This window comes from Actinocrinis sp., assembly GCF_035946395.1.
Classification (GTDB): domain Bacteria; phylum Actinomycetota; class Actinomycetes; order Streptomycetales; family Catenulisporaceae; genus Actinocrinis.
Window position 1 is genome coordinate 20,012 of record NZ_DASYZI010000119.1, and the last position, 24,202, is coordinate 44,213.

Genomic DNA, 24,202 nt, shown 5'->3' on the forward strand with positions numbered 1-24,202 from the left:
CACAGAGAGCATGTATCGCCCGGTACCCGCCCAAGTCGACTTGGTCGCCATGGAGCACGATGTGCTCGGCTTCTGGCGGACCGGCTCGATCTTCCACAAGTCCCTGGCCGCCACCGCCGGCGGGCCGCGCTGGACCTTCTACGAGGGGCCGCCGACCGCGAACGGCACGCCGGGCACCCACCACATCGAGGCCCGCGTCTTCAAGGACGTCTTCCCGCGGTTCAAGACCATGAAGGGCTACCAGGTCGAGCGCCGGGCCGGCTGGGACTGCCACGGCCTGCCGGTGGAACTGGCCGTGGAGAAGGAACTCGGCTTCACCGGGAAACAGGACATCGAGGCGTACGGCGTCGCCGAGTTCAACGCGAAGTGCCGCGAGTCGGTCAAGCGGCACGTCGGCGAGTTCGAGAAGATGACCGAGCGGATGGGTTACTGGGTCGACCTGTCCGAGGCCTACTGGACCATGAACCCCGGCTACATCGAGTCGGTGTGGTGGTCGCTCAAGCAGATCTTCGACAAGGGTCTGCTGGTCCAGGACCACCGGGTCGCGCCTTACTGCCCGCGCTGCGGCACCGGACTGTCCGACCACGAACTCGCGCAGGGCTACGAGACGGTGGTCGATCCGTCGGTGTACGTCCGCTTTCCGCTGACGTCCGGCCCGCTGGGCACCGGCGTCAATGAATCCGGCGACAACGAGCACCGTGCCGATGAACACCGTGCCGCGCTGCTGGTGTGGACGACAACGCCGTGGACGCTGGTGTCGAACACCGCTGTCGCCGTGCATCCGGACGTCAAGTACGTCGTCGCGACGGACGGGAACGAACGGCTCGTCGTCGCCGAGCCGTTGCTGGCCGGTTCACTCGGCGAAGGCTGGGAGGCGACCGGCGAGTCGTTCACCGGCCGCGAGATGGAGCGCTGGAGCTACCAGCGGCCGTTCGAACTCGTGGACGTGCCGGACGCGCACTTCGTCGTTCTCGGCGAGTACGTGACGACGGAGGACGGCACCGGCCTGGTACATCAGGCTCCGGCGTTCGGCGAGGACGACCTGCGGATCTGCCGCGCCTACGGTCTGCCGGTGGTCAACCCGATCCGGCCTGACGGGACCTTCGAGGAGAACGTACCGCTGGTCGGCGGGGTGTTCTTCAAGAAGGCCGACGAGCAGCTGACCGCCGACCTCCAGCGGCGCGGCCTGTTGTTCCGGCACCTTGAATACGAGCACTCATACCCGCACTGCTGGCGCTGCCACACCGCGCTGCTCTACTACGCTCAGCCGTCCTGGTACATCCGCACGACGGCCGTGAAGGACGCGCTGCTGCGGGAGAACGAGCGCACCAACTGGTTCCCGGAGAACGTCAAGCACGGCCGCTACGGGGACTGGCTGAACAACAACATCGACTGGGCGCTGTCCCGCAACCGGTACTGGGGCACGCCGCTGCCGATCTGGCGGTGCAGCGAGGGCCATCTGACCTGCGTCGGCTCGCTGGCCGAGCTCGGCGAGCTGGCCGGGCGCGACCTGGCCGGCCTGGATCCGCACCGGCCGTACATCGACGAGGTCTCCTTCACCTGCCCGGCGAAGGCCGGCGGCGGCGAGGCCTGCGGCCGGCCGGCCGAGCGTGTGCCCGAGGTCATCGACTGCTGGTACGACGCCGGATCGATGCCGTTCGGGCAGCTCGGCTACCCGCACGCGCCGGGCTCGGTCGAGGAGTTCGCGCAGGCGTACCCGGCCGACTACATCTGCGAGGCGATCGACCAGACCCGCGGCTGGTTCTACACGCTGATGGCCATCGGCACGCTCGTGTTCGACCAGTCCTCGTACCGCAACGTGCTGTGCCTCGGGCACATCCTGGCCGAGGACGGCCGCAAGATGTCCAAGCACCTGGGCAACATCATCGAACCGATCCCGCTGATGGACCGGCACGGCGCGGACGCGCTGCGCTGGTTCATGCTCGCCGGCGGCTCGCCGTGGTCGGCGCGCCGGGTCGGCGACACGACGATCCAGGAGGTCGTGCGCAAGACGCTGCTGACCTACTGGAACACGGTCGCCTTCCAGGCGCTGTACGCGCGCACCGGCGGCTGGTCGCCGTCGCCGTCCGACCCGGCCCCGGCGGACCGGCCGGTACTGGACCGCTGGGTGCTCTCCGAGCTGGGCCGGCTCGTGGCCGACGTGGACGCGGCGCTGGAGAACTTCGACACACAGCAGGCGGGCAAACTGCTCGCGGCCTACGTGGACGACCTGTCCAACTGGTACGTGCGCCGTTCGCGCCGCCGGTTCTGGGACGCGGATCCGGCGGCGCTGGCGACGCTGCACACGGTGCTGGAAACGGTCACCCGGCTGATGGCCCCGCTCGTGCCGTTCGTCACCGAGCGGGTCTGGCAGGACCTGGTGCGGCCGGTCACGCCGGACGCGCCGGAGTCGGTGCACCTGGCTTCCTGGCCGACGGCGGTCGAGTCCGGCGCGGCTGACACGCAGCTGGGCGAGCAGGTGGCGCTGGTGCGCCGGCTGGTCGAACTCGGCCGGGCCACCCGCGCCGAGTCCGGGGTGAAGACCCGCCAGCCGCTGGGCCGCGCGCTGATCGGCGCGAACGGCTGGGCGCGGCTGAGCGGGGAACTGCGCGCGCACGTGGCCGAGGAGCTGAACGTCGAGGACACCGGCGCGCTGGCCGAAGCGGGAGCCGGGGAAGACGGGCACAGCCTGCTGGAGTACCACGCGAAGGGCAACTTCCGCGCGCTCGGCAAGCGCTTCGCCAAGCGCACACCGCTGGTCGCCGACGCCATCGCGGCGGCTGACGCGGCTTCACTCGCGGCGCAGCTGCGCGAGAGCGGCGCGGCGACGGTGCTCGTGGAGGGCGAAACGGTCGAGGTCACCCCGGACGAGGTCATCGTCACGGAGACTCCGCGCGAGGGCTGGGCAGTGGCCACCTCGGACGGCGAGACGGTCGCACTCGATCTCGCGATCACTCCCGAGCTGCGGCTGGCCGGGATCGCGCGGGACGCGGTCCGGCTGATCCAGGACGCGCGCAAGACCAGCGGCCTGGACGTGTCCGATCGGATCAGGATGCGGTGGGCCGCGTCGAAGCCGGAGACCGGCGAGGCACTGCGCGTGCACGGCGAGGCCATCGCCGAGGACGTGCTCGCGGTCGAGTTCACGGCGGTGGAAGCCACCGGCGACGGCATGCAGGCGTTCGAAGACGCCGAGCTCGGGCTTGAATTCGCGCTGGAGAAGGCCTAAGGCCTGACGCACGACGGCTCCGGCTCCCTTCTCGGAGCCGGAGCCGTACCCGGTACGCCTACCGTGTCATGCGATCAGCTGTGTCCGCGCCGGAGCTCCAGCGCCCGGACAGTGCAAAGGTTGGGCAGTGCAAGGGTTGGCCAGTGCAAAGGTTGGACAGCGCAAGGGTTCCTCAGGAGTCGGGGTCCTCGTCGATCAGGAAGCCGCGCATCGGCGACGGCGCCTGCGGATAGACGGGGGCCGGCTGCGGGGGCACGCCGGGCCGGATCGGCGCCATGGTCTGAGTCATCTGGCTCATCGCGGAACCGGCCATCGCGGGCGCCGGCATCGGCGGCGGGAAGCCCTGCGATCCGGGCGGTGGCGCCATTCCGGCACCGACCATCGCGGGAGAGGGAGCCGAGGCCTGCGCGGGAACCGGGGCGCCCGGGCCGAGCTGCGGGAACGGCGAGCCGCCGCGGGAGGCCAGCATCGCGTCGTCGCTGCTGTTCGACTCCAGCTGCCGCATCTGGCTCTCCAGGTACGACTTGAGCCGCTGGCGGTATTCGCGCTCGAAGGCGCGCAGGTCCTCGACCTTGCGCTCAAGCGAGGCGCGGGCCTGCTCCAGGGTGCCTATCGCCACGCGGTGCTTCTCCTGCGCGTCCCGCTCCAGCGCGTCCGCCTTGCCGCGGGCCTCGCGCTCCATGCCGTCGGCGCGAGTACGCGCCTCGCCGACGATCTTGTTGGCCTCGTTGCGCGCCTCGGCGATCGCCTGGTCCGCGGTCTGCTGGGCCAGCGCGAGCACCCGGGCCGCCGAGTCGCCGCCCGGCTGGAACTGTGGCGGCTGCGGTTGCGGCACGGGCACCGGCATCGGTGCCGGTAGCTGGGGGGGTATCGGGACCGGTTCTCGCCGGGCCGGCATCCGGTCCATCTGCCGATCCATCGGCGGGCGGTCCATCGGCGGCTGCTGTTGCGCGGCCGCCGCGGCGCGCGTGGCCGCGGCTAGCTTCGCACGCAGTTCCTCGTTCTCCCGCAACAGCCGGGTGAGCTCGGCCTCCACCTCGTCAAGGAAGGCGTCGACCTCTTCCTCGTCGTAGCCCTCCCGGAGGCGGACGGTCGTGAACTGCTTGTTGTGCACGTCCTCGGGGGTCAACGGCATCTCTTCACCTCAGCGTGGATCGTCGGCGTACCGGACAGACAATATCTCGTGTCCTGGCTGTTATGTCTTGTCACAGGCGGCCCACCACCCCGATCAACAGCCACATGATGAGCAACAGCAGCATAAACGCCAAGTCCAGCGCGACGCCGCCGAGCCGCAGCGGCGGAACGTACCGGCGCAGGAACTTCAGCGGGGGATCGGTGACCGTGTAGGCGGACTCCACGGCCACCAGCATGACACCGCGCGGCTCCCAGGAACGGGCGAATTGGAAAACCATCTCCATGATCCACCGGAAGATGAGCACGATCCAGTACGCCCGCAGCACCGCTGTGATCAGTTGTATCCCCAGGTGTCCCATCGCGAGAACGCCGCCCATCCGGATGCCGCTGTCACCGGTGGCACCCGGTCGGATACCACCTGTCAGCTTTGGTTGAAGAACCCGCCCTCTGCGATGCGGGCCTTGTCCTCCGCCGTCACATCGACGTTAGCAGGTGAAAGCAAGAAGACCTTCTGAGTCACCCGCTCGATAGACCCGCGCAGCCCGAAGACCAGGCCCGCTGCGAAGTCGACCAGCCGCTTCGCGTCCGCGTCACCCATCTCGGTGAGATTCATGATGACCGGAGTGCCGTCGCGGAAGTGCTCGCCGATGGTGCGCGCCTCGTTGTAGGTGCGCGGGTGCAGCGTCGTGATCCGGTAGGCGTCGATCGACGAGTCGCTTCCGCCGCCGCTGCCGCCGCCGAAACCGTGCGGGACACTGCCCATCATCGCGGCGACGGAGGCCTTGCCCGCGTACCGGTCGGACCGCTCGGGCAGCAGCGAGATCGCCGCCGGGCGGGAGGTCGGGTAGCCGGCGGCCTCCGCGTGGAACGCGGAATCGCGGCGTTCGGGCTCGCGGCGGTCCGGCTCGCGGCGGTCCGGCTCGCGCCGCTCAGCGGGACGCTCGGTCTCGCGCGGGCGCCGCTGCTCGGACAGGAACAGCGGACGGGCCTCGTGCTCGGCGGCGGAGTCGGCGTAGCGCTCCGGCTCCTCTTCGCCGTCGGCCGGGTGCCCGGGACGCGCCTCCTCGTCGCCCTCCTGGGCGTACTCCTCATAACCGTAGGGGTCGTCCCCCTCCATCAGCCCGAGGTAGACGGCCGTCTTCTTCATGAATCCGGGCATGCCCGTCCCTCCTGGTTCGAACTGATGGACCATCCGGTCCCCCGGGCACCCGCCGGACTTCGCGTCCGGTTCCGGGCGATCGGCGCTTTTCGTTCGGGTACTGGATCAGACGTTACCGCAGCGGTGGCCGCCGGCCGAGCAAGGCGGAGCCGACGCGCACGTGTGTCGCGCCCGCGGCGACGGCCTCCTCAAGATCCCCGCTCATCCCCGCAGAGAGTGACACAGCCTCAGCGTGGGCGCCACGTACTTTATCGGCAATCTCGGCGAGTCGTTCGAACGCCGCGCGGGGATCGGCGCCGAGCGGCGCGACGGCCATCACGCCGCCGAGGCGTAGCGCCTCGGCACCCGCGACGGCGTCGGCTATCCGCTCCACGTCGCCGGGTTCTGCGCCGCCCCGGCCGATCGCATCAGGGTCAAGATTCACTTGCACAAGACAGGTGGGCCTGCGCTCAGCCCGCCGTGCCGCCTCGTCGAGTGCGGCGACGAGCTTGAGCCGGTCCACCGATTGGATGACGTCGGCGTAGGAGACGACCGAACGAACCTTGTTGGTCTGCAACTGTCCGATGAAATGCCAGATCGGCCTCACCAGGTCGGGATACGCGAAGTGCAGCATCGAGTTCAGGTCCAGGCTTTCGGCGACCTGCGCCGCCTTCGCCGACGCCTCCTGGTCGCGGTTCTCCCCGAATTCGAGCAGCCCGAGACCCATCAGCCGCAGCACGTCATCGGCCGGGAAGAACTTGGTCACCGCGACAAGCGTCACCTCGTCCGGATCACGATGCGTGGCGGCGCAGGCAGCGCCGATGCGAGCACGCAGCGTCGCAAGGTTCCGCTCCAGCTCGGCCACGCGCTGCGCGTCAGCCTGCGTTTGACCGCTTGACACAGGTCCTCAGCCTTCGGCCGCTTCGTCGTGCAGCCAGATGAAACCGGCGAAACGACCGGTGACCCCGTCCCGGCGATAGGAGAAGTATTGCGGCGACTCGATCGTGCACCCGGCGGCGATCTCGATCCGCTTCTCCCGGACCCCGGCACGCCGCAACTGCGCCGAGACCCCGGCGGGCACGTCAACCGCGGGCGTGCCCTGACGGGTCGTCGCCCAGGAGTCCGGTTCGCGTTCGGCCACTTCCGCGCGCATCTGCTCGGGCACCTCGTAGCAGGACCCGCAGACTCCCGGCCCGGTGTATGCCTCCATCCGGGACGGCTGCGCGCCGAGTTCCCGCATCGCCTCGATCGTGGCGGTCACCACTCCAGCCGCCATCCCGGGCCGCCCGGCGTGCGCCGCGCCGACCACCCCGGCGGTCTGGTCGGCCAACAGCACCGGAGTGCAGTCGGCGACGAGCACGGCGAGCACCAGTCCGGGCCGGTCGGTGACGAGGGCGTCCACGCTCGGCGCCGCCTCGTCCGGCCACGGTTCGCGGGCCACGACGACTTCGGCCCCGTGCACCTGCCTCATGTAGACGACCCGGTCGCGCGGCACGCCGAGCATCTTGGCGGCCAGACGGCGATTGGTGCGCACGGCCTGTGGATCGTCGCCGACATGGTCGCCGAGGTTGAGCGAGTCATAGGGCGGCAGGCTCACGCCGCCCTGGCGATCCGTGAAGGCGAAGCGCAGCGAGCCGTCAAAGGCGATAGGCACACCCTGAGCTTGTCAGATCGGCGCGCGATCACCAACTGTCGGCAGGCTCGGCGGCGGCCCGGCACCTCACCGCAGTGCGCTCGACGTCACATTGCGTGTAGCGCAGCGCCGCAGCGCGCCAGTTACGCGCGTTGCGTCAGTTGCCTTCCTTGAGGAAGTCCGGGATGTCCAGCTCGTCGGCTGCCATCGAGGAGTCCGCGGAACGGCTGCCGGGGAGGGTGGCCGCCAGTTCGTCCTCTTCTTCCTTGGGCCGGGGCAGCGAGCCGAGCATCCCGTTGTGCACGGTCGTGTTCACCGGGTTCGGATCGTCCGCGCGGCGGGTGCCCTCCCGGCGCTTGGCCGGCTGGCCGCCGTCGAATCCGGCGGCGATGACGGTGACCCGCACCTCGTCGCCGAGCGCGTCGTCGATGACCGCGCCGAAGATGATGTTCGCGTCCTGGTGCGCCGCCTCCGAGACCAGCTGCGCCGCCTCGTTGATCTCGAACAGGCCGAGGTCGGAGCCGCCGGAGATGCTCAGCAGCACGCCGCGGGCGCCGTCGATCGAGGCTTCCAGCAGCGGCGAGGAGATCGCCATCTCGGCCGCCGCGACCGCGCGGTCGTCGCCGCGGGCCGAGCCGATGCCCATCAGCGCGGATCCGGCCTCGGACATGACCGACTTGACGTCGGCGAAGTCCAGGTTGATCAGGCCGGGGGTGGTGATCAGGTCGGTGATGCCCTGGACGCCGGAGAGCAGTACCTGGTCGGCGGACTTGAACGCGTCGAGCACCGTCGCGCCGGGGGCGGAGATGGACAGCAGCCGGTCGTTCGGGATGACGATGAGGGTGTCCACCTCCTCGCGCAACTGAGCGATCCCGGCCTCGGCCTGCGCGGCGCGCCGGCGGCCCTCGAAGGTGAACGGCCGGGTGACCACGCCGATGGTCAGCGCGCCGAGCGAGCGGGCGATCCGGGCCACCACCGGAGCGCCCCCGGTGCCCGTGCCACCGCCCTCGCCGGCGGTGACGAACACCATGTCGGCGCCCTTGATGACTTCTTCGATCTCCTCGGCGTGGTCCTCGGCGGCCTTGCGGCCCACGTCCGGGTCCGCGCCGGCGCCGAGGCCGCGGGTAAGTTCCCGGCCGACGTCGAGCTTCACGTCGGCGTCGCTCATCAGCAGGGCCTGCGCGTCCGTGTTGATGGCGATGAACTCGACGCCCTTGAGCCCGACCTCGATCATCCGGTTGATCGCGTTGACGCCACCGCCGCCGATCCCGACGACTTTGATCACGGCGAGGTAATTCTGCGGTGCACCCACGGTTCGAAGGCCTCTCGCGCTGGTGAGTACGGATGGTCGGCGCTCGGTGAAGATTCGCGAACGACCTTATCGCCCTCGGACTGAGTCAACATCAATTAGGGTCAACATCAACTGTGGTCAGTCATCAAGGTGACGACTCGATCGACGAATCGACAGTAGGTCTCCCGGAGCGCACGTTCAACGAACACGCCGAGACTTCCCCAACAGCAGTTCAACTGAGCCGCCGTCAATCGGTCATATCATCCGGACATCGTGGGAGCATCTGGGGCACTGACGTCGTATCGGGCGGCCTTGCCGAGCCGTAGCAGAGCCACGAGGTCAGCGGCTTTGGCCGTCGCGTCGTCACCCCCTCCCCAATCGACCGTGATACCGCCGCGCAGCGTGAGTGAGATCGAATATGCGCTCGAAGCGGAGATTCCCGTCACCTGATGCGCCATATCCGCCGGGAGTGCCTTGAGCGCGGCGAGCGCTCCGGGCACGACGGCTGCTTTAACCGCCGGACTGCCCTGGATCTGAATGACCGCCAAACCAGCGGTCGGGCGCGTGGCCGTCCCGAATACCACGCCTGATACGTCGACGATGTCGTAACCCGCGCCGTTAGGAACGAGCGCGGCGGGGACGCGTTCCGTGACGGAGATCACCACGGTGTGCGGCCAAGAGAGCGACACCTGTGCCGAGGCGACCTGCGGCAACTGCTCTACGCGCGTCGCGGCTCCCGCAGTGTCGACCGACACCAGCGCGGTACCCGTACCGAGAGCGGCCACGCCGATCACCTGCTGCGCGGAGACGTTCTTCTCTCCCACGACGCGCACGCTCGTCAGCGCGAAGAACGACGTATGCCAGACAACTACATAGGCCGCGACGAACACGAGGATGACCACGATGGTCACGGTCACCGAGAGCCGCCGCCACCGCTCGCGTGAGCGCATCCGGGCCGCGTAAAGCCGCGCGGGAAGCGTCGAAACCTTCGGCCGCGCAGTACCGACTGAACGCGCAGTGTCGTCGCCGTCGACTTCGCCGCTCACGGACCCGATCCTGCTCCCTACCGCACAGATTCCGGCGCTGCCGCGCCGTCGCGGGCGGCGAGCAGTTCCAGGAGCTTCGGGCCGAGGGTGGTGACGTCGCCAGCTCCGGCGGTGACCACGAGGTCGCCGGGCCGGGCCCAGTCGGCGAGCCGGGACGGCACGGCCGCCGAGTCGGCCTCGAACACGACGCGGTCGGCGGGGAGCGGTACGTCCTGGGCGATGACCGCTCCGGTGACTCCAGGGACCGGATCCTCGCCCGAGCCGGGGTAGACCTCCATCACGACCACGGCGTCGGCCGCGCCGAGCGGAGCGCCGTATTCCCGCAGGAACGCCTGCGCGCGCGAATACCGCTGCGGCTGGAATGCGACGATCAGTCGCCCATCGCCGGCCAGCACGCGGAAGGCTGCCAAGGTCGCGGCGATCTCGGTCGGATGGTGCATGTAGTCGTCATAGACGCGTACGCCGTCGGCTTCGCCCTTGAACTCCATGCGGCGTCGCGCACCGGTGAACATGGCGAGTGCGGCGGGTACGCGCGCAAGGTCCGCCCCCACCTCGTCGAGGACGGCGAATGCGGCTGCCGCGTTCGCGGCGTTGTAGGCACCAGGAATGCCAAGTTCCAGCCGATGCGTCCGGCCCTTGGCCGCCAAGCCGAACCGCGCGAACCCCGTCGCCGCGTTCAGCTCCAGTTCGGTGATCCGATAATCAATCGGCTGGCCGTCGACGGTCCCGTTGTCGGCAGCCCGGCCGTACCAGACGACCCGGATGCCGCTGTCGCGGGCGGCCCGGCCGACCGCGATCGCACCGGGCTCGTCGGCGCAGACGACCAGCAGGCCGCCGGGCTTCAGCCGGTCCACGAAGGAGACGAAGGCCTTGTGCACGTCGTCGAGGGAGGCGAAGTAGTCGGTGTGGTCGAGTTCGACGTTGGTGACCACCGCGACGTCGGGTTCGTAGTGCCGGAACGTGCCGTCCGACTCGTCGGCCTCCGCGACGAAGATCTCACCGCGGCCGGCCAGCCCGCTGACCCCGGACGCGCCGATCTCGCCGCCGATCGCGTACGAGGGCTCAAGGCCGAGCGCCTCCAGGGCCACGGCCAGCATGGACGTGGTCGTGGTCTTGCCGTGCGTCCCGGCCACGAGCACTGCGGTGCGCCCGACCATCAGCGAGGCGAGCGCCGTGGCGCGGTGGATGATCCGCAGGCCGCGCCGCACGGCCTCGGCGATCTCCACGTTGTCGGGACGCACGCCGGTCGTCGCCACCACGGTGTCGACGCCGTCCAGGTTCTCCGGCGCCTGCCCGATCCGGACGATCACGCCGGCCGCGATCAGCGCCTCGATCACCGGGGTTCGCTTGATGTCGCTGCCGGAGACCGGCAGGCCGCGTTCCACCGCGATCCGCGCGACCGGCGCCATGCCGACACCGCCGACGCCGACGAAGTGGATGCGCCCCAGGTCCTCGGCGGCCGGCACGAACGCGGGCGGCTCGTAGCCGCGCGGGTCGTTCGAACCCGGGCCACCCGGCGTCCGCGGATCGAAGCCGAGGGTCACGCGCCGACTCCGGCCGGACCGAGCCGCTGCGGGCCGGCGGCGACGGCCGCCGCGCTGCCCGCGGCCTCGAAGACCAAGTCCGCCAGCGCCTCGTCGGCGTCACGCCGGCCGAGTTCAGCCGCCGCACGGCCCATCCGCTCCAGCTGCTGCCGGTCCTGAGCCAGCGGAATCAGCTCCTGGATCAGCCAGTCCGAGGTGAGGTCGGCGTCGTCGATCATCAGGCCGCCGCCGGCGCGCACCGCCGGCTGGGCGTTGAGGCGCTGCTCGCCGTTGCCGATCGGCAGCGGTACATACGCGGCCGGCAAGCCTACCGCCGCCACTTCGGCGCACGTCATCGCGCCGCCGCGGCAGAGCACGAGGTCCGCGGCCGCATAGGCAAGATCCATCCGGTCAAGGTAGGGCACCGCGACGTAGGGAGACGCAGCGCCTTGCGCGCCCTCGATCTCGGGTGGCGGCGCTTCGTCGAAGTTCTTGCGGCCGACCGCGTGCAGGATCTGGATTCCGGCGGAGGCGAAGGCCGCGGCGGAGGCGAACACGGCCTCGTTGAGCCGCCGCGCACCCTGGGAGCCGCCGTAGACCAGCAGCGTCGGCCGGTCCTTCGCCAGTCCGAAGGTCTCGCAGGCCTGCGAGCGCAACGCGGCCCGGTCGAGCGTGGCGATGGCGCGGCGCAGCGGCATGCCGATGTACTTGCCGCCGCCGATCCGGGTGTCCGGCGAGCCGGTGGCGACCCGGTCGGTCATCCGCGCGCCGACCCGGTTCGCCAGGCCGGGGCGCACGTTCGCCTCGTGCAGCACGATCGGCACGGCGCGGCGGCGGGCCGCGAAGTACGCGGGCAGCGCCACATAGCCGCCGAAGCCGACCACCACGTCGGCACCGACCCGGTCGAGCACCTCGGCGGTCCGGCGCACCGTCCCGGCCAGCCGGCCCGGCACGGTGAACAGCTCGGCGGTGGGCTTGCGCGGCAGCGGCACGGCCGGGATCAGTTCGAGGTCGTAGCCACGCTCCGGGACGAGCCGGGTCTCCAGGCCCTTGGTCGTGCCGAGCGCCGTGATGCCGATCCGGGAGTCGCGTCTGCGCAGCGCGTCGGCCAGGGCCAGCGCCGGCTCGATGTGCCCTGCGGTGCCCCCGCCGGCGAGCACGACATGGATCGGGCGGGCTACGTCGGTCACGGTTTGCGTCCCTCTTCTCGCTCTGCCTGCGGGCGCCTCGCACCGCCCGCGGCTGCCGCCGCCGGGCGCGCACGGCCGGCGCCGGCGACCGCCGAGGGCGCCGCACCGGCCCGAGCAGAGAGCTTATCCGTTCGTTCCGCGCCGCCGTCACCGGTTCGGACGTCACTGGTCCGGGCGAACGAGACGAGCATGCCGATCGCGGCCATCGACGGCAGCAGCGAGGAGCCGCCGTAGGAGACGAACGGCAGCGGAACCCCGGCGATGGGCAGCACGCCGAGCACGGCGCCGAGGTTGATCATGACCTGCGCCATCAACCAGGCGGTCACGGCGCCGGAAGCGAGCCGCACGAAGCTGTCCTGCGCGCGCAGCGCTATCCGCACGCCCGCGTATCCGATCAGCCCGAACAGCAGCAGCACGGCGACGGCGCCGATCAGGCCGAGTTCCTCGCCGATGATCGCGAAGATGAAGTCGGTCTGCGCCTCGGGCAGCGAGCCCCACTTCTCGCGGCTGGCGCCGAGCCCGACGCCGAACCAGCCGCCGGTGGACAGGGCGCTGAAACTGTGCACGGCCTGGAATCCGGTGCCCTGCGGATCGGCGGTCGGGTCGAGGAACGCGGTGAAGCGCCGTACTCTGCTGGGCCGTAAAAGCACCGCGACGGCGGCCAGACCCGCCGCGGAGCCGGTCAGCACGGCGAAAAGCCGCCCGGGGGCGCCGACGACCCACAGCAGCGCGAAGGCGATCGCCGCGATGATCATCGAGGTGCCCATGTCACCGCCGAGCATGACCAGTCCGATGATCAGTCCGGACATCGGCAGCAGCGGCACGATCAGATGGTCCCAGCCGACCAGCCGCTTCTCCTTGCGGGCCAACAGGTCCGCGCCCCACAGCACCAGGGCGAACTTGGCGAACTCGCTGGGCTGGATGGTCAGCGGGCCGAAGACCAGCCAGTTCTTGTTGCCGCCGGTGGAGACCTGCCCGAGTATCAACACCAGCAGAAGCATCACGAGCGTCACGAGCAGCAGCGGGTAAGCGAGCGCGCGGTAGAAGCGCACCGGCAGCCGGGCGGCGGCGATCAGTATCGGCACGCCGATCACCGCCGACACGGCTTGGCGCTCGACGGTGCCGAGCTCCGGCTTTCCGGTGAGCAGGTTGTGCACCGTCGAGGCCGAGTACACCTCAAGCAGCCCGACCACGATGAGCAGGAAGGTCGCGCCGATCAGAAAGTAGTACGGAAGCGAGGGATGCGGACCCCGGCCGGAGCCGCGGCGTCCCGGCCGCAGCCGGCTCAGCGTGCTGCGCAGCGCGAGCGTCGTTCCGACCGTGTCACGTGCACCGGGGCGACGAGGTCCGGCCTTCGCACGAGCCTGCGCCGCTCCCGCCGCGTCGCGCGCGCTGCCAATCCGTTCGGCCGCCCCCTTGCGCACCGGGCGAAGTCTCGTGGGCCGGTCCCGCTGCTCAACCACGCTGCCCGCCCACCTCCCGACATCACGTTCGGGCTCTTCGAAATCAACCGGGGCTTCTTGTGACGGCTGTAGACCCGCCCACCGCTGCCTGTCGGCCGACCCTGCACCGCCGGCCCCGGTTGACTTCGAAGAGCGACATCCAGGCCGGCTGTCCGCAGTGCATCCGGTTCGTCAGCGCACGTTACTCGCGCTCGGCCTTCAGTTCGCGTACGGCGCGCGCGAACAAGTCGCCGCGCTCCCCGTAGGAGACGAACATGTCCATCGACGCGCAGGCGGGGGCGAGCAGGACGGTGACCGGCGGCGCGTCGGCCGCAGCGGGGCCCAACTCGGCTGCCTTGCCCGCAGCCAGCCGTGCCGCCTCCCGCACCGCACGGGTCATCGCCTCGGCTCCGGTCAGTCCGTCTCCAGCTCCGCCGATGTCCACGAACGGCAGGTCCGGGGCGTGGCGCGCGATCGCCTCCGCGATCAGCGCGCGGTCCTGACCCAGCAACACCGCGCCGCGCAACCGCTTGGCCGCGCCGGAGACCAGGTCGTCGAACGTTGCGCCCTTTGCCAGGCCCCCGGCGATCCAGACGACGTCCTCATACGCGGCCAGTGATGCGGCGGCTGCGTGCGGATTGGTCGCCTTCGAGTCGTCGATGAAGTCCACGCCGTCCAGCGCCGCGACGAACGCAATGCGGTGCGGATCGGGCCGGAATGCACGCAGGCCGTCGCGTACAGCCTCCGGGCGCACGCCGTACGCGCGGGCCAGCGCCGCGGCGGCGAGGGCGTTGGCGACATTGTGCGGTGCATGCGGCTCGACGTCGTAGATCGTGCCGAGTTCAGCGGCGGTGTGCTGCCGGTTGTCCACAAAGGCACGGTCGGCGAGGATGCCGTCCACGACGCCGAGCATCGACAGGCCGGGCGTGCCCAGCGTGAAGCCGATCGCGCGGCAGCCCTCGATCACGTCCGCGTCCTCGACCAGCGTGCGGGTGACCTCGTCGGCGACGTTGTACACGCAGGCGATCTGGCAGTTCTCGTAGACGCGCCCCTTCGCCTTCTTGTACTCGTCATACGAACCGTGCCAGTCCACGTGGTCCGGGGCGACGTTGAGCACGGCCGAGGCTAGTGGGCTCAGCGATTCGGTCCAGTGCAGCTGAAAGCTCGACAGCTCGATCGCCAGTACCTCGTACGGCTCCTCGGCAAGAACGGCGTCGACGATCGGCAGGCCGACGTTGCCGCATGCGACAGTGCGTTTCCCGTCCGCCTCAAGCATCGCGGCGAGCATCTTCACGGTCGTGGTCTTGCCGTTGGTGCCTGTGATGGGCAGCCACGGTGCGTAAGAACCGTCGGGCAGCGGCTTACGCAGCCGCCACGCGAGTTCCGCGTCACCCCAAACCGGGATCCCCGCCTCACGGGCAGCCGCGACGATCGGCGCACCCGGAGGGATGCCGGGCGACAGTACGAGCAGTTCGCTGCCCTCGGGAAGGGTCGCGTCATCTCCCAGGCGGACATGAATGCCCTCATCGACCAGAGGCGCGGCACGCTCCGTGGTGACCTGGTCGTCGTAACGGTCGACGATCGTCACCTCGGCGCCGAGCCCGCGTACCGCACGCGCGGCGGACAGCCCGACGACGCGTGCGCCGACGACGCAGACCCGCAAACCCTGCCACGGGATCGCGGCACGGCCCTCGATGTCGGGCTGCCGCCAGTCCGTCATGAACCGGTCACCCATCCGGCGTAGAACACGCCGATCCCGAGCGCCACGCAGAGCCCGGCGATGATCCAGAAGCGGATGACGATGGTTTCCTCGGCCCAGCCCATCAGCTCGAAGTGGTGCTGGAGCGGGGCCATCTTGAACACCCGTTTACCGCGCAGCTTGTACGAGCCGACCTGGATGATCACCGACATGGTGATGATCGCGAACAGGCCGCCGAGCAGCGCGATCAGCAGTTCGGTGCGCGAGCAGATGGCCAGGCCGGCCAGCGCGCCGCCGAGGGCGAGCGAGCCGGTGTCGCCCATGAAGATCTTCGCCGGCTTGGCGTTCCACCACAGGAAGCCGAAGCAGGAACCCATCAGCGCGGCGGCTACGATCGCCAGGTCGAGCGGATCTCGCACCTCGTAGCAGCCTGAGCCGGGGGCGTTGACGCAGCTCTGTCCGTACTGCCAAATGCCGATCAGGACGTACGCGGCGAACACCATCGCGGAGGCGCCGGTGGCCAGCCCGTCGAGGCCGTCCGTGAGGTTGACCGCGTTCGACGTGCCGGAGATCAGGAAGTACGCCCAGACGACGAACAGCACCGGGCCGAGGGCGAGCGCGGTGTCCTGGAGGAACGAGACGCTGGTCGACGCCGGGGTCAGGCCGTACTGGTCCGGGAAGTGCAGCACCAGGACCGAGAACGTCACCGCGACGATGGCTTGACCGATCAGTTTGGCCTTGGCACGCAGTCCGAGCGAGCGCTGCTTGTAGATCTTGATGAAGTCGTCCACGAAGCCGACCGCGCCCAGGCCGGTCATCAGGAAGAGCACCAGCAGCGCCGAGGCGCTCGGCCAGTGCTGGGTCGCGATCTTGGTCAGACCGTAGGCGATCAGCGTGGACAGCACGATGACGATGCCGCCCATGGTCGGCGTGCCGCGCTTGGTCAGGTGGTTCTTCGGGCCGTCGTCCCGGATCAGCTGGCCGTAGCCGCGCTTGACCAGCACCCTGATGATCAGCGGCGTGCCGACCAGCGAGCAGAAGAGCGCGATGACGCTCGAATACAGGACCGCCCTCACCGGTCGCCCTCCACCGAGACGACATCGTCGAGCAGCGCCCTGGCGATCCGGCCGAGGCCGATCGAGTTGGACGCCTTCACCAGGACCACGTCTCCGGGCCGCAGCTCGGCGCACACCACCGCCAATGCCGCATCCGGGTCGGCCACCATCACGGATTCCTCTCCCCACGAGCCTTCGTGGCTGGCCCCGGCGTGGATGCGCGCTGCTCCCTCACCGACCGCGACCAACCGATCGACGCCCAGCCGGACGGCGAGCCGCCCGACCGCGTCGTGTTCCTCGCCGGACCGCTCGCCCAGCTCCAGCATCGGCCCGAGCACCGCCCACGCGCGGGCGCCGGGCCGGGCGCGGGCCAGCGCGATCAGCGCCTTGAGCGCGGCCCGCACCGATTCCGGGTTCGCATTGTAGGCGTCGTCGATCACGACTACGCCGTCCGAACGTTCTGACACAGCCATCCGTCCTGCGCTCAACGCGACGGCGGCCGACAACTCGCGCGCCACCGCGTCCAGCGGCAGGCCGAGGCCGAGCGCCGTCGCCGCGACCGCAAGGGCGTTGGCGACCTGATGTTCTCCGACGACACGCAGCGCGACCGGGGCGGGTTCACCGTACCGGTCCGCGTGTAGCAGGAAGTGTGCACGCCCGTCCGCTCCGAGTTCGATCTCGGTAGCGCGTACATCGGCGTCTGCCGACTCACCGAACGTGATGACGCGTGCGGCAGTACGGCTCCGCATCGCCACCACGAGCGGATCGTCCGCGTTGAGCACTGCGACGCCGTCCTCAGGCAGCGCCTCGACCAACTCGCCCTTGGCCAAGGCGGTCTGTTCCTTCGAACCGAACTCGCCGACATGAGCCGTGCCGACGTTGAGTACAAGACCGACCGACGGCGGCGCGATCTCGCAAAGGTACTTCAGATGGCCGATCCCGCGGCTTCCCATCTCCAGCACGAGGTAACGCGTGCTCTCGTCGGCGCGCAGGACGGTCAGCGGCAGACCGATCTCGTTGTTGAAGCTGCCCTTGGGCGCGATCGTCGTGCCGTGAGCGGCAAGGACCTGACCAAGCATGTCCTTGGTCGAGGTCTTCCCGGATGAGCCGGTCAGTGCGATGACGGTGATTCCGGTGGCAGGAGTGCCGGGCAGCCGGTTCAACACGGCACGCGCCAACCTGCCGAGCGCCTCCTGCACGTCTTCGACGAGCACAGTCGGAATGGACACAGTTGGGGTGGGCACTGCTGGAGTGGGCACAGCCGGAATGGGCACTGTTGGAGTGGGCGCAGCCGGAACCGACTGGCCCGATCCGGTGACCTGTCGGCTCGACAGAACCGCCACCGCGCCGCGTTCGACGGCCGAAGCGGCGAAGTCGTGCCCGTCCGCGTGCTCGCCGACGAAGGCCGCGAACAGACCGCCGGGCTCGACCGTCCGCGAGTCCACGGTGACCGGCCCGGTGACGGTGAGCGCGCCGTCGGTGTCCTGTCCAAGAGTGCCGCCGACTGCTTCCGCGATCTCGGCGAGGGTCATCCGGATCACTGTGGCATCGACCGCGCAGACTTCGCTTGACGGGGCTCCGACTTCCCAGGCTCCGATTTCCCGCGCTCCGACCGCTCGATCGCCGCGCGCAGCACCGCCACGTCGTCGAAGGGGTGCACCACGCCCGCGATCTCCTGCCCCTGTTCGTGGCCCTTGCCCGCCACCATGAGCGTGTCGCCCGCCTGGCTGGCCGCGACCGCGGCGGCGATGGCCTCGGCACGGTCCGCCACGACTCGAACGGACGACAGGGCTCCCGCCGCGATCGCCCCGCGAGCACCCAGTTCAGCGGCTTCAAGAATCGCGAGCGGATCCTCGGAGCGAGGATTGTCGTTGGTGAGAATGACCTCGTCGGCGCCTCGGGCTGCGGCGGCGCCCATCAGCGGCCGCTTGCCTCGGTCCCGGTCGCCGCCACAGCCGACGACGATACGCAAGCGGCCGTGCGTTACCGGCCGTACAGCGGCCAACAGCGTGTCGATCGCGTCAGGCGTGTGAGCGTAGTCGACCACCGCGAGGTACGGCTGCCCCACGTCGACGCGCTGCATCCGCCCGGGGACGCCGGGAACAGAGGCGACGCCGGCGACGGCCGCGTCCGCGTCCACTCCAGCGGCGATCAACGTGATGACTGCTGCCATGGCATTTGAGACGTTGAATCCCCCGGGAAGTTGCACGGACGCGTCCAGACGAGTGTCGTCCGGGCCGACGAGCGTGAACCGCGAGCCCTCGGTGGCGGGCTCGATCCGCTCGGCACGCCAGTGCGCGGAGGCCTCGCCGCTCGGTGAGTACGTCCAGTGCGGCAGATCGGCGTCCGTCAGCCGCTGCGCGATCCGGCGGCCGTGCGCGTCGTCGGTGTTGATAACCGAGAACTCGGTGTAGCCGGGAGTGAACAGCTTCGCCTTGGCCTCGAAGTAGTCCTCAAGGTCAGCGTGGAAGTCCAGGTGATCCTGGGTCAGGTTGGTGAAGGCGGCAACGGCGTAACGGATCCCGGCGGTGCGTCCGTACGCCAACGCGTGACTGGAGACCTCCATCGCCACCGCACCGACGCCGTCCTCACGCATCATCGCCAGCAGCGCTTGCAGATCGGGGGCTTCCGGCGTGGTGCGTGTGGACTTTATCGTCCGCTCGCCGACCCGCGTCTCAACAGTGCCGATCAGGCCGGTCAGGTAACCGGCGGCACGCAGACCCCCGTCGATGAGGTAGCTCACGGTGGTCTTGCCGTTGGTACCCGTGACGCCCACCATCAACAGGTGAGCCGCCGGCTCGCCGTAAAGGCGCACCGCGATCGGGCCGAGCGCCGGACGCACTGACGGCACGACGAGCACCGGCAGGCCGGTTGCAAGGGATCGGTCCACGCCCTCACGGTCCGTCAGGACAGCCACGGCGCCGTGCTCAGCGGCCTGTGCGGCGAACTCGGCGCCGTGCACGGTCGCACCGGCCATCGCCGCGTACAGATCTCCAGGCTGCACTGCGCGGGAGTCGTGCGTGAACCCGGTGACAAGGACCGTGCCCGCGTCGACGAACTCCGCGCCCGCGTCATGCGATCCCGTGATCAGCGCTCCGGGCACCGCCTCGGCCAAGTCCGCGAGGGTGCGGTGTGGGGCGTGGCCGGGCCTCGGGCGGCCGGTCGCCGGGGGTGGTTGTTTGAGCGGGTTCGGCACGACGGGCAGGCTACCGTGTCTCGGCACGCCCGCGTGCCAGCGACCCCTCGACGTCCGGCCCCGGGTTCTGCGCTGTTCGCGGGCGGCTGTCCGTTCTGCAACTTTCGGCACATATCGCGTACCGCGTATCCAGGGCTTGGATCGGCCATACCCCGACCGGAGGGCGGGGTGTATCCGTTTTCTTCTATGCCGCGCTGCGTGGTCTTATTGGCTCGCACATCGCCACGTCACTCGATGATCTGTACGGTTCGGTGTGCGCACCCGCGAGCGTACGCCCAGAGCGAACGCAGGTTTCACGCGATACGACGGCAAGAGGAGAGAAGACGAACACGCTGCGCAGCGTCACGCTTTACAGCAGCACGGCCAAGGACGAATCGACACGGCAGGACCCCGGTGTCGGTATACCGGTGACGACGACTCCGCCACTCTTCGCGGCGTCAGCACACCGGTGGCCCGCCTCGGCGGCGGATATATGTGCGGTGCTGGAGCGTATGCCGAACCCGGCGGACGCCGACCCGTCCGGTCGATCGAGACAACCATTTCCGAGAATTACCGCCACCGTGGGGGTTTCATGCTGACGTCTCGATTCGATGAACTGGGCCATCCGCCGCGCTGCTACCGCGCGCCGCACGGCCTCTCGACAGGACCGCACGGTCGGAGGTCGGCATGACCACAACAAGTACGAGCTCTGATAAAGAGCTCGAAACAGCCGAACCCGACGCCGCGGACGCGGTGGTACAGGTCCCGTTCCGCAAGTACATCGAGTACTTCCTGCGCCTGGGCACGACCGGATGGGGCGGCCCGATCGCCGTCATCGGTTACATGCAGCGCGACCTGGTCGACCGGCGCCGCTGGATCTCCAAGGAGGACTTCCTCGACGGCGTAGCGCTCGGCCAGACCCTGCCCGGACCGCTCGCGGCGCAGGTGGCGGTGTGGGTCGGCTATCTCAGGCGCGGTGCGATCGGCGCGCTGGCGGTCGCCATCGCGTTCATCCTGCCCTCGGCCCTGATGGTCGGGGCCGTCGCCGTCGTCTACGCCCACTACCAGGGGCTGTGGCAGGTGACCTCGGCCTTCCACGGGATCACCCCGGTCGTCATGGCCATCATGGGCGTGACCTCCTACCGGCTGCTGTTCTTCACCAACAAGGGCCGCAGCGCCTGGGCCATCAGCGCCGTCGTGTTCGTCGTGACGGCGATCACCCAGAACGAGCCGGTCGAACTGGTGGTCGCCGCCGGCCTGCTGATGATCTTCGTGGGGGCGCGGCCCGAGTCCGGCTGGCGGCTGCGCCGGCCCGCCAAGAGCGCGCTGGCCCAGCTCGACAGCCCCACCCGGCTGCCGGCTCTGGCCGCGCCGGTGCTGGCCCTCGGCCCGGCGGCCACCGCCAGCAAGCTGAGCTCGCTCATCCTGTTCTTCCTCAAGGTCGGCGCGTTCACCTTCGGCTTCGGCCTGGCGAGCGTCCCGGTGATGCATGCCGGCGTGGTCGACCACTACCACTGGCTCAACCAGCGCCAGTTCATCGACGCCGTCGGCGTCGGCCTGGTGACCCCCGGACCGGCGATCATCGGCGCGACGTTCATCGGTTACCTGGTCGCCGGGGTGCCGGGCGCCCTGGTGGCCACCGCCGCCACCTTCGCGCCGATCTACCTCGCCATCGTCATTCCCGGCCGCTGGTTCGTCCGCTACCGCGACAACAAGCAGGTGAAGGCCTTCGTCAAGGGCGCGACCGCAGCCGCCGCCGGCGCGCTGGCCGGAATGGTGGTCGCGCTGCCGACGCAGTTCAACCTGCACGGGCCGAAGGACATCATCGGCATGTTCGTCATGACCGGCGTGGCGGTCACGCTGCTGCTGGTCTTCAAGAAGAGAGCGCCCGAACCGCTGCTCGTCCTGATCTTCGGGATCATGGGCGTCGCGGGGCACATCTAACTCCAGCACTTCCCAAGCGGGCTGTGACCGGCGGATACTCGGCCACAGCCCGCTTACGTATGCAGTCGGGCTATTCAGGCGATATGTGTCTCAAGCTGTGTCTGCCTAAAGCGCCGTGCCTGTCTGGAGCGCCGTGTCTGTCTCAAGCAGAGCCCGTCACCAGGTGACCGGAAGGTCCGGCGGCTTGGTCCCGGTCGGCGGGATCGCCAGGCTCTGCAACGCGAACGACATGACCTTCTGGAAGACCGGAGCGGCGATCGAGCCGCCGAAGTGCGGCCCGCTCGTCGGGTTCTGGAGCACCACGGACACGACGAGCTGCGGATTGTCGGCCGGGGCGAAGCCGATGAACGACGCCGTGTAGCCGCAGTATCCGTTGCAGCGGCTGTCATACCGGTTCGCGGTACCTGTCTTGCCGGCGACGCGGTATCCGGCGATCTTCGCGGCGGGCGCGGTGCCCTTCTCGGAGACCACGGATTCCATCATCTGCTCGACCTCGTGCGCGGTCTGCGGCGAGACGACCTGGGTGCGCACGGGCGTGGCGGCCGGGGTGAACTTCCCGTTCGCGTCCACGTATCCCTTGACCAGGTTCGGGGTGACCCGCACCCCGGCGTTCGCGATCGTCGCGAAGACGCTGGTGGCCTGGACCGCGTTGAGCGAGAGGCCCTGCCCGAACGGGATGGTGTAACGCTGCGACCCGCTCCACTTCGACGGCACGGCGAGGATGCCCGGCGACTCCCCGGGCAGGTTCAGGCCGGTCGGGCGGCCGAGCCCGAACGCGGTCAGGTAGTCGTAGAGCGTCTGGTCACGGTGCGGGCCGAGCCGGTCGGCGGTTTCGATCGTGCCGATGTTGCTGGACTCGGCCAGCACGCCGGTCAGCGTCAGCTGCTCGGTGCCGTGATAGGTGTCGTCGTGGAAGGTCGTACCGCCGCGCACGATCAGACCGGGCACGATGACGCGGGTGCCGGGGTCGGCGATGCCCTGCTGGATGGCCGCCGCCATCGTGATGACCTTCGCCACCGAACCGGGTTCGTAGACCTCGGAGACGGCGCGGTCGCCGAGCGCCGCGGGATCCGCGGCGGCCAGGTTCGACTGGTCGTAGCTCGGCGAGGTCGCCAGGGCCAGCACCGCCCCGCTGCGCGGGTCCATCACCACGACCGTGCCCGATTCCGCCCTCGACGCGGCGACCTGCTCGTCGATCGCCTTCTGCGCGGCCCACTGGATCGAGCTGTCGATGGTCGTCTCGATCGAGGTCCCGGGCATCGGCGCCTGCTCGTTGATGCCCGCAGCAGGGATCTCGATGCCGTCCGCGGCCTGGTAGGAGATCCGGCCGCCCCGGCCCGCCAGCACGCCGTCGTAGGCGCCCTCAAGCCCGGCGGCGCCCTTACCGGAGCTGTTGACGAAGCCGACCAGGTTCGAGGCCAGCGCACCGCTCGGGTAGACCGTGCGCGCGTCCGGCACGCCGTAGACGCCGGACAGGCCAAGCGCCTTGATCTGGCTCCAGACCTGCGGGGTGACCTGCTTGGCCAGCAGGACGTAGCGGGTGGTGACGTTCGACAGCTTGCCGCGCAGCGCGGCGACGTCCACGCTGCCGGGCGGGTTGCCGAGCAGCGCGGCCAGCTTCGAGGCGTAGACGGCCGGATCCTGCTTGAGGGTGCTGATCTGCACCGGGTCGGCGGTGATGTCCACCGCGTCGGCGGATTCGGCCAGCGGCTGGCCGGAGGAGTCCAGTATCGAGCCGCGCGTCGCGGTCAGCACGTAGTCCTGGGTGCGTTCGGCTGAGGCGGCTGCCCCGTAGTTCACGCTGTTGACGGCTTGGAGCTGGACGAGCCGGCCGGCGAAGAGCGAGAAGACGAAGGCGATCACGACCAGGACGATGCGCAGGCGGCGCATCGGGTCGCCGAGCCGCAGTGGCTTGGAGGGCGCCGACGGCGCGGCCACGGCCATCCGGCGCAGGCGCTGCGCGGCCGCCTTCGCGCTCTGAGCGCCGCGCGCGGGAGGCGGAACAAGCCGGTTCTCCGCCCGCACCGGGGTCGCGGGCCGCTTCTTCGCGGGCTGACCCGGCTGGCGGCGCGGCGGCGGCGAGCCGCGCCGCTCGCGCTCGGAGGTCACGGCCGCGTTCCGGAGGCGGAGGGCGACGCGGTCGCCGACGTCACGGGGGAAGCAGACGTGGAAGTGGACGCGGCGGCCGTCGCCGAGGGCGTCGGCACGGCGGTGGTCGCGGCCGCGGTCGGCACGCCGAGGATCGCTCCGGTGTTCGGATTCAGGAACACCGGCCGCGGGTCGGGCACCATGCCGAGCGCCGCGGCCTGCGAGGCGAGCGCGTTCGGCGCGGAGAGCCCGGCGAGGCTCAGCTGGAGTTCCTGCTGTTGGTCCGTCAGCTGGCTCTGCCGCTTCTGCGCCGCCTGGAGCTCGAAGGCGCCGCGGTCCATGGCCGTGTTGAGCAGCAGGAGGACGACCAGTCCGGTGGCCAGCAGGCCGAGGATCAAAATGGCGAACGGGATCACCGAGCGCCGTCCGGCGAAGCCCTCGATGACCGCGACCGGGCCGACCCGCGTCGGACGATCCACCATGGCGGCCAGTATTCCGCAACGGCCTCGCCAGTCGGCGCAACGGCGCGGGCCGGAGCCACGATTTTCAGATTCAGGGCCAGTCTCAAATTCAAGGCGAGCCTCAGCTTCAAGGCCATTCTCAGATCCACGGCCGGAT

18 protein-coding genes are annotated in these 24,202 nt (G+C 69.9%); 2 read left to right on the forward strand and 16 right to left on the reverse strand.

The features are described from left to right. Nucleotides 1–10: 10 nt before the first annotated feature. Nucleotides 11–3,226 (forward strand): isoleucine--tRNA ligase, encoded by a 3,216-nt coding sequence (gene ileS / locus VGS97_RS07630; RefSeq protein ID WP_326852549.1) that lies wholly within the window; start codon nt 11–13, stop codon nt 3,224–3,226. 172 nt (nt 3,227–3,398) lie between these two features. On the opposite strand, the gene VGS97_RS07635 is transcribed toward ileS, so the two are convergent. From VGS97_RS07635 to VGS97_RS07700, 14 genes are all read right to left on the reverse strand, one after another. Next, nucleotides 3,399–4,361 carry a DivIVA domain-containing protein gene (locus VGS97_RS07635; RefSeq protein WP_326852550.1) on the reverse strand — a complete coding sequence of 321 codons (963 nt, stop codon included), beginning with the start codon at nt 4,359–4,361 and terminating at the stop codon, nt 3,399–3,401. A gap of 70 nt (nt 4,362–4,431) precedes the next feature. Further along, complete coding sequence (locus tag VGS97_RS07640) at nt 4,432–4,737, reverse strand: YggT family protein (RefSeq protein ID WP_326852551.1); 306 nt, start codon at nt 4,735–4,737, stop codon at nt 4,432–4,434. A 44-nt stretch (nt 4,738–4,781) separates the two neighbouring features. Continuing rightward, the gene (locus VGS97_RS07645) at nt 4,782–5,519 is read right to left on the reverse strand and encodes a cell division protein SepF (protein ID WP_326852552.1); all 738 of its coding nucleotides are present in this window, start codon (nt 5,517–5,519) and stop codon (nt 4,782–4,784) included. 112 nt (nt 5,520–5,631) lie between these two features. Continuing rightward, entirely contained in the window at nt 5,632–6,399 is a 768-nt protein-coding gene (locus tag VGS97_RS07650) for a YggS family pyridoxal phosphate-dependent enzyme (RefSeq protein ID WP_326852553.1), read from the reverse strand. A 6-nt stretch (nt 6,400–6,405) separates the two neighbouring features. Further along, the gene (gene pgeF, locus VGS97_RS07655) at nt 6,406–7,152 is read right to left on the reverse strand and encodes a peptidoglycan editing factor PgeF (protein WP_326852554.1); all 747 of its coding nucleotides are present in this window, start codon (nt 7,150–7,152) and stop codon (nt 6,406–6,408) included. Nucleotides 7,153–7,288: 136 nt separating this feature from the next. Then, nucleotides 7,289–8,443 carry a cell division protein FtsZ gene (gene ftsZ / locus VGS97_RS07660; RefSeq protein ID WP_326852555.1) on the reverse strand — a complete coding sequence of 385 codons (1,155 nt, stop codon included), beginning with the start codon at nt 8,441–8,443 and terminating at the stop codon, nt 7,289–7,291. Between the two features lie 239 nt (nt 8,444–8,682). Next, nucleotides 8,683–9,468: a cell division protein FtsQ/DivIB gene (locus tag VGS97_RS07665; RefSeq protein ID WP_326852557.1), complete on the reverse strand. Its 786-nt coding sequence runs from the start codon at nt 9,466–9,468 to the stop codon at nt 8,683–8,685. A gap of 17 nt (nt 9,469–9,485) precedes the next feature. Beyond that, nucleotides 9,486–11,012, reverse strand: a complete 1,527-nt coding sequence (gene murC / locus VGS97_RS07670; RefSeq protein ID WP_326852558.1) for a UDP-N-acetylmuramate--L-alanine ligase — start codon at nt 11,010–11,012, stop codon at nt 9,486–9,488. Further along, entirely contained in the window at nt 11,009–12,160 is a 1,152-nt protein-coding gene (murG, locus tag VGS97_RS07675) for an undecaprenyldiphospho-muramoylpentapeptide beta-N-acetylglucosaminyltransferase (RefSeq protein ID WP_349262031.1), read from the reverse strand. The genes murC and murG overlap by 4 nt, the downstream gene beginning before the upstream one ends. Nucleotides 12,161–12,177: 17 nt before the next feature. After that, nucleotides 12,178–13,605, reverse strand: coding sequence for a putative lipid II flippase FtsW (gene ftsW / locus VGS97_RS07680; protein ID WP_326852560.1), 1,428 nt, complete (start codon nt 13,603–13,605; stop codon nt 12,178–12,180). Between the two features lie 220 nt (nt 13,606–13,825). Then, nucleotides 13,826–15,343, reverse strand: coding sequence for a UDP-N-acetylmuramoyl-L-alanine--D-glutamate ligase (murD, locus tag VGS97_RS07685; RefSeq protein ID WP_326852561.1), 1,518 nt, complete (start codon nt 15,341–15,343; stop codon nt 13,826–13,828). Then, complete coding sequence (mraY, locus tag VGS97_RS07690) at nt 15,340–16,398, reverse strand: phospho-N-acetylmuramoyl-pentapeptide-transferase (protein ID WP_326852562.1); 1,059 nt, start codon at nt 16,396–16,398, stop codon at nt 15,340–15,342. The genes murD and mraY overlap by 4 nt, the downstream gene beginning before the upstream one ends. Then, on the reverse strand, nt 16,395–17,918 hold the full coding sequence (locus VGS97_RS07695; protein WP_349262026.1) for a UDP-N-acetylmuramoyl-tripeptide--D-alanyl-D-alanine ligase: 1,524 nt from the start codon (nt 17,916–17,918) through the stop codon (nt 16,395–16,397). The genes mraY and VGS97_RS07695 overlap by 4 nt, the downstream gene beginning before the upstream one ends. Next, complete coding sequence (locus VGS97_RS07700; protein WP_326852564.1) at nt 17,915–19,573, reverse strand: UDP-N-acetylmuramoyl-L-alanyl-D-glutamate--2,6-diaminopimelate ligase; 1,659 nt, start codon at nt 19,571–19,573, stop codon at nt 17,915–17,917. The genes VGS97_RS07695 and VGS97_RS07700 overlap by 4 nt, the downstream gene beginning before the upstream one ends. 666 nt (nt 19,574–20,239) lie before the next feature. Here VGS97_RS07700 and chrA point away from each other — a divergent pair. Continuing rightward, nucleotides 20,240–21,496: a chromate efflux transporter gene (gene chrA / locus VGS97_RS07705; RefSeq protein WP_326852565.1), complete on the forward strand. Its 1,257-nt coding sequence runs from the start codon at nt 20,240–20,242 to the stop codon at nt 21,494–21,496. A 156-nt stretch (nt 21,497–21,652) separates the two neighbouring features. Here chrA and VGS97_RS07710 read toward each other — a convergent pair whose 3' ends face one another. Continuing rightward, complete coding sequence (locus VGS97_RS07710; RefSeq protein ID WP_326852566.1) at nt 21,653–23,605, reverse strand: penicillin-binding protein 2; 1,953 nt, start codon at nt 23,603–23,605, stop codon at nt 21,653–21,655. Continuing rightward, complete coding sequence (locus VGS97_RS07715; protein ID WP_326852567.1) at nt 23,602–24,066, reverse strand: hypothetical protein; 465 nt, start codon at nt 24,064–24,066, stop codon at nt 23,602–23,604. Before VGS97_RS07715 ends, VGS97_RS07710 begins: the two co-directional genes overlap by 4 nt. Nucleotides 24,067–24,202 lie beyond the last annotated feature (136 nt).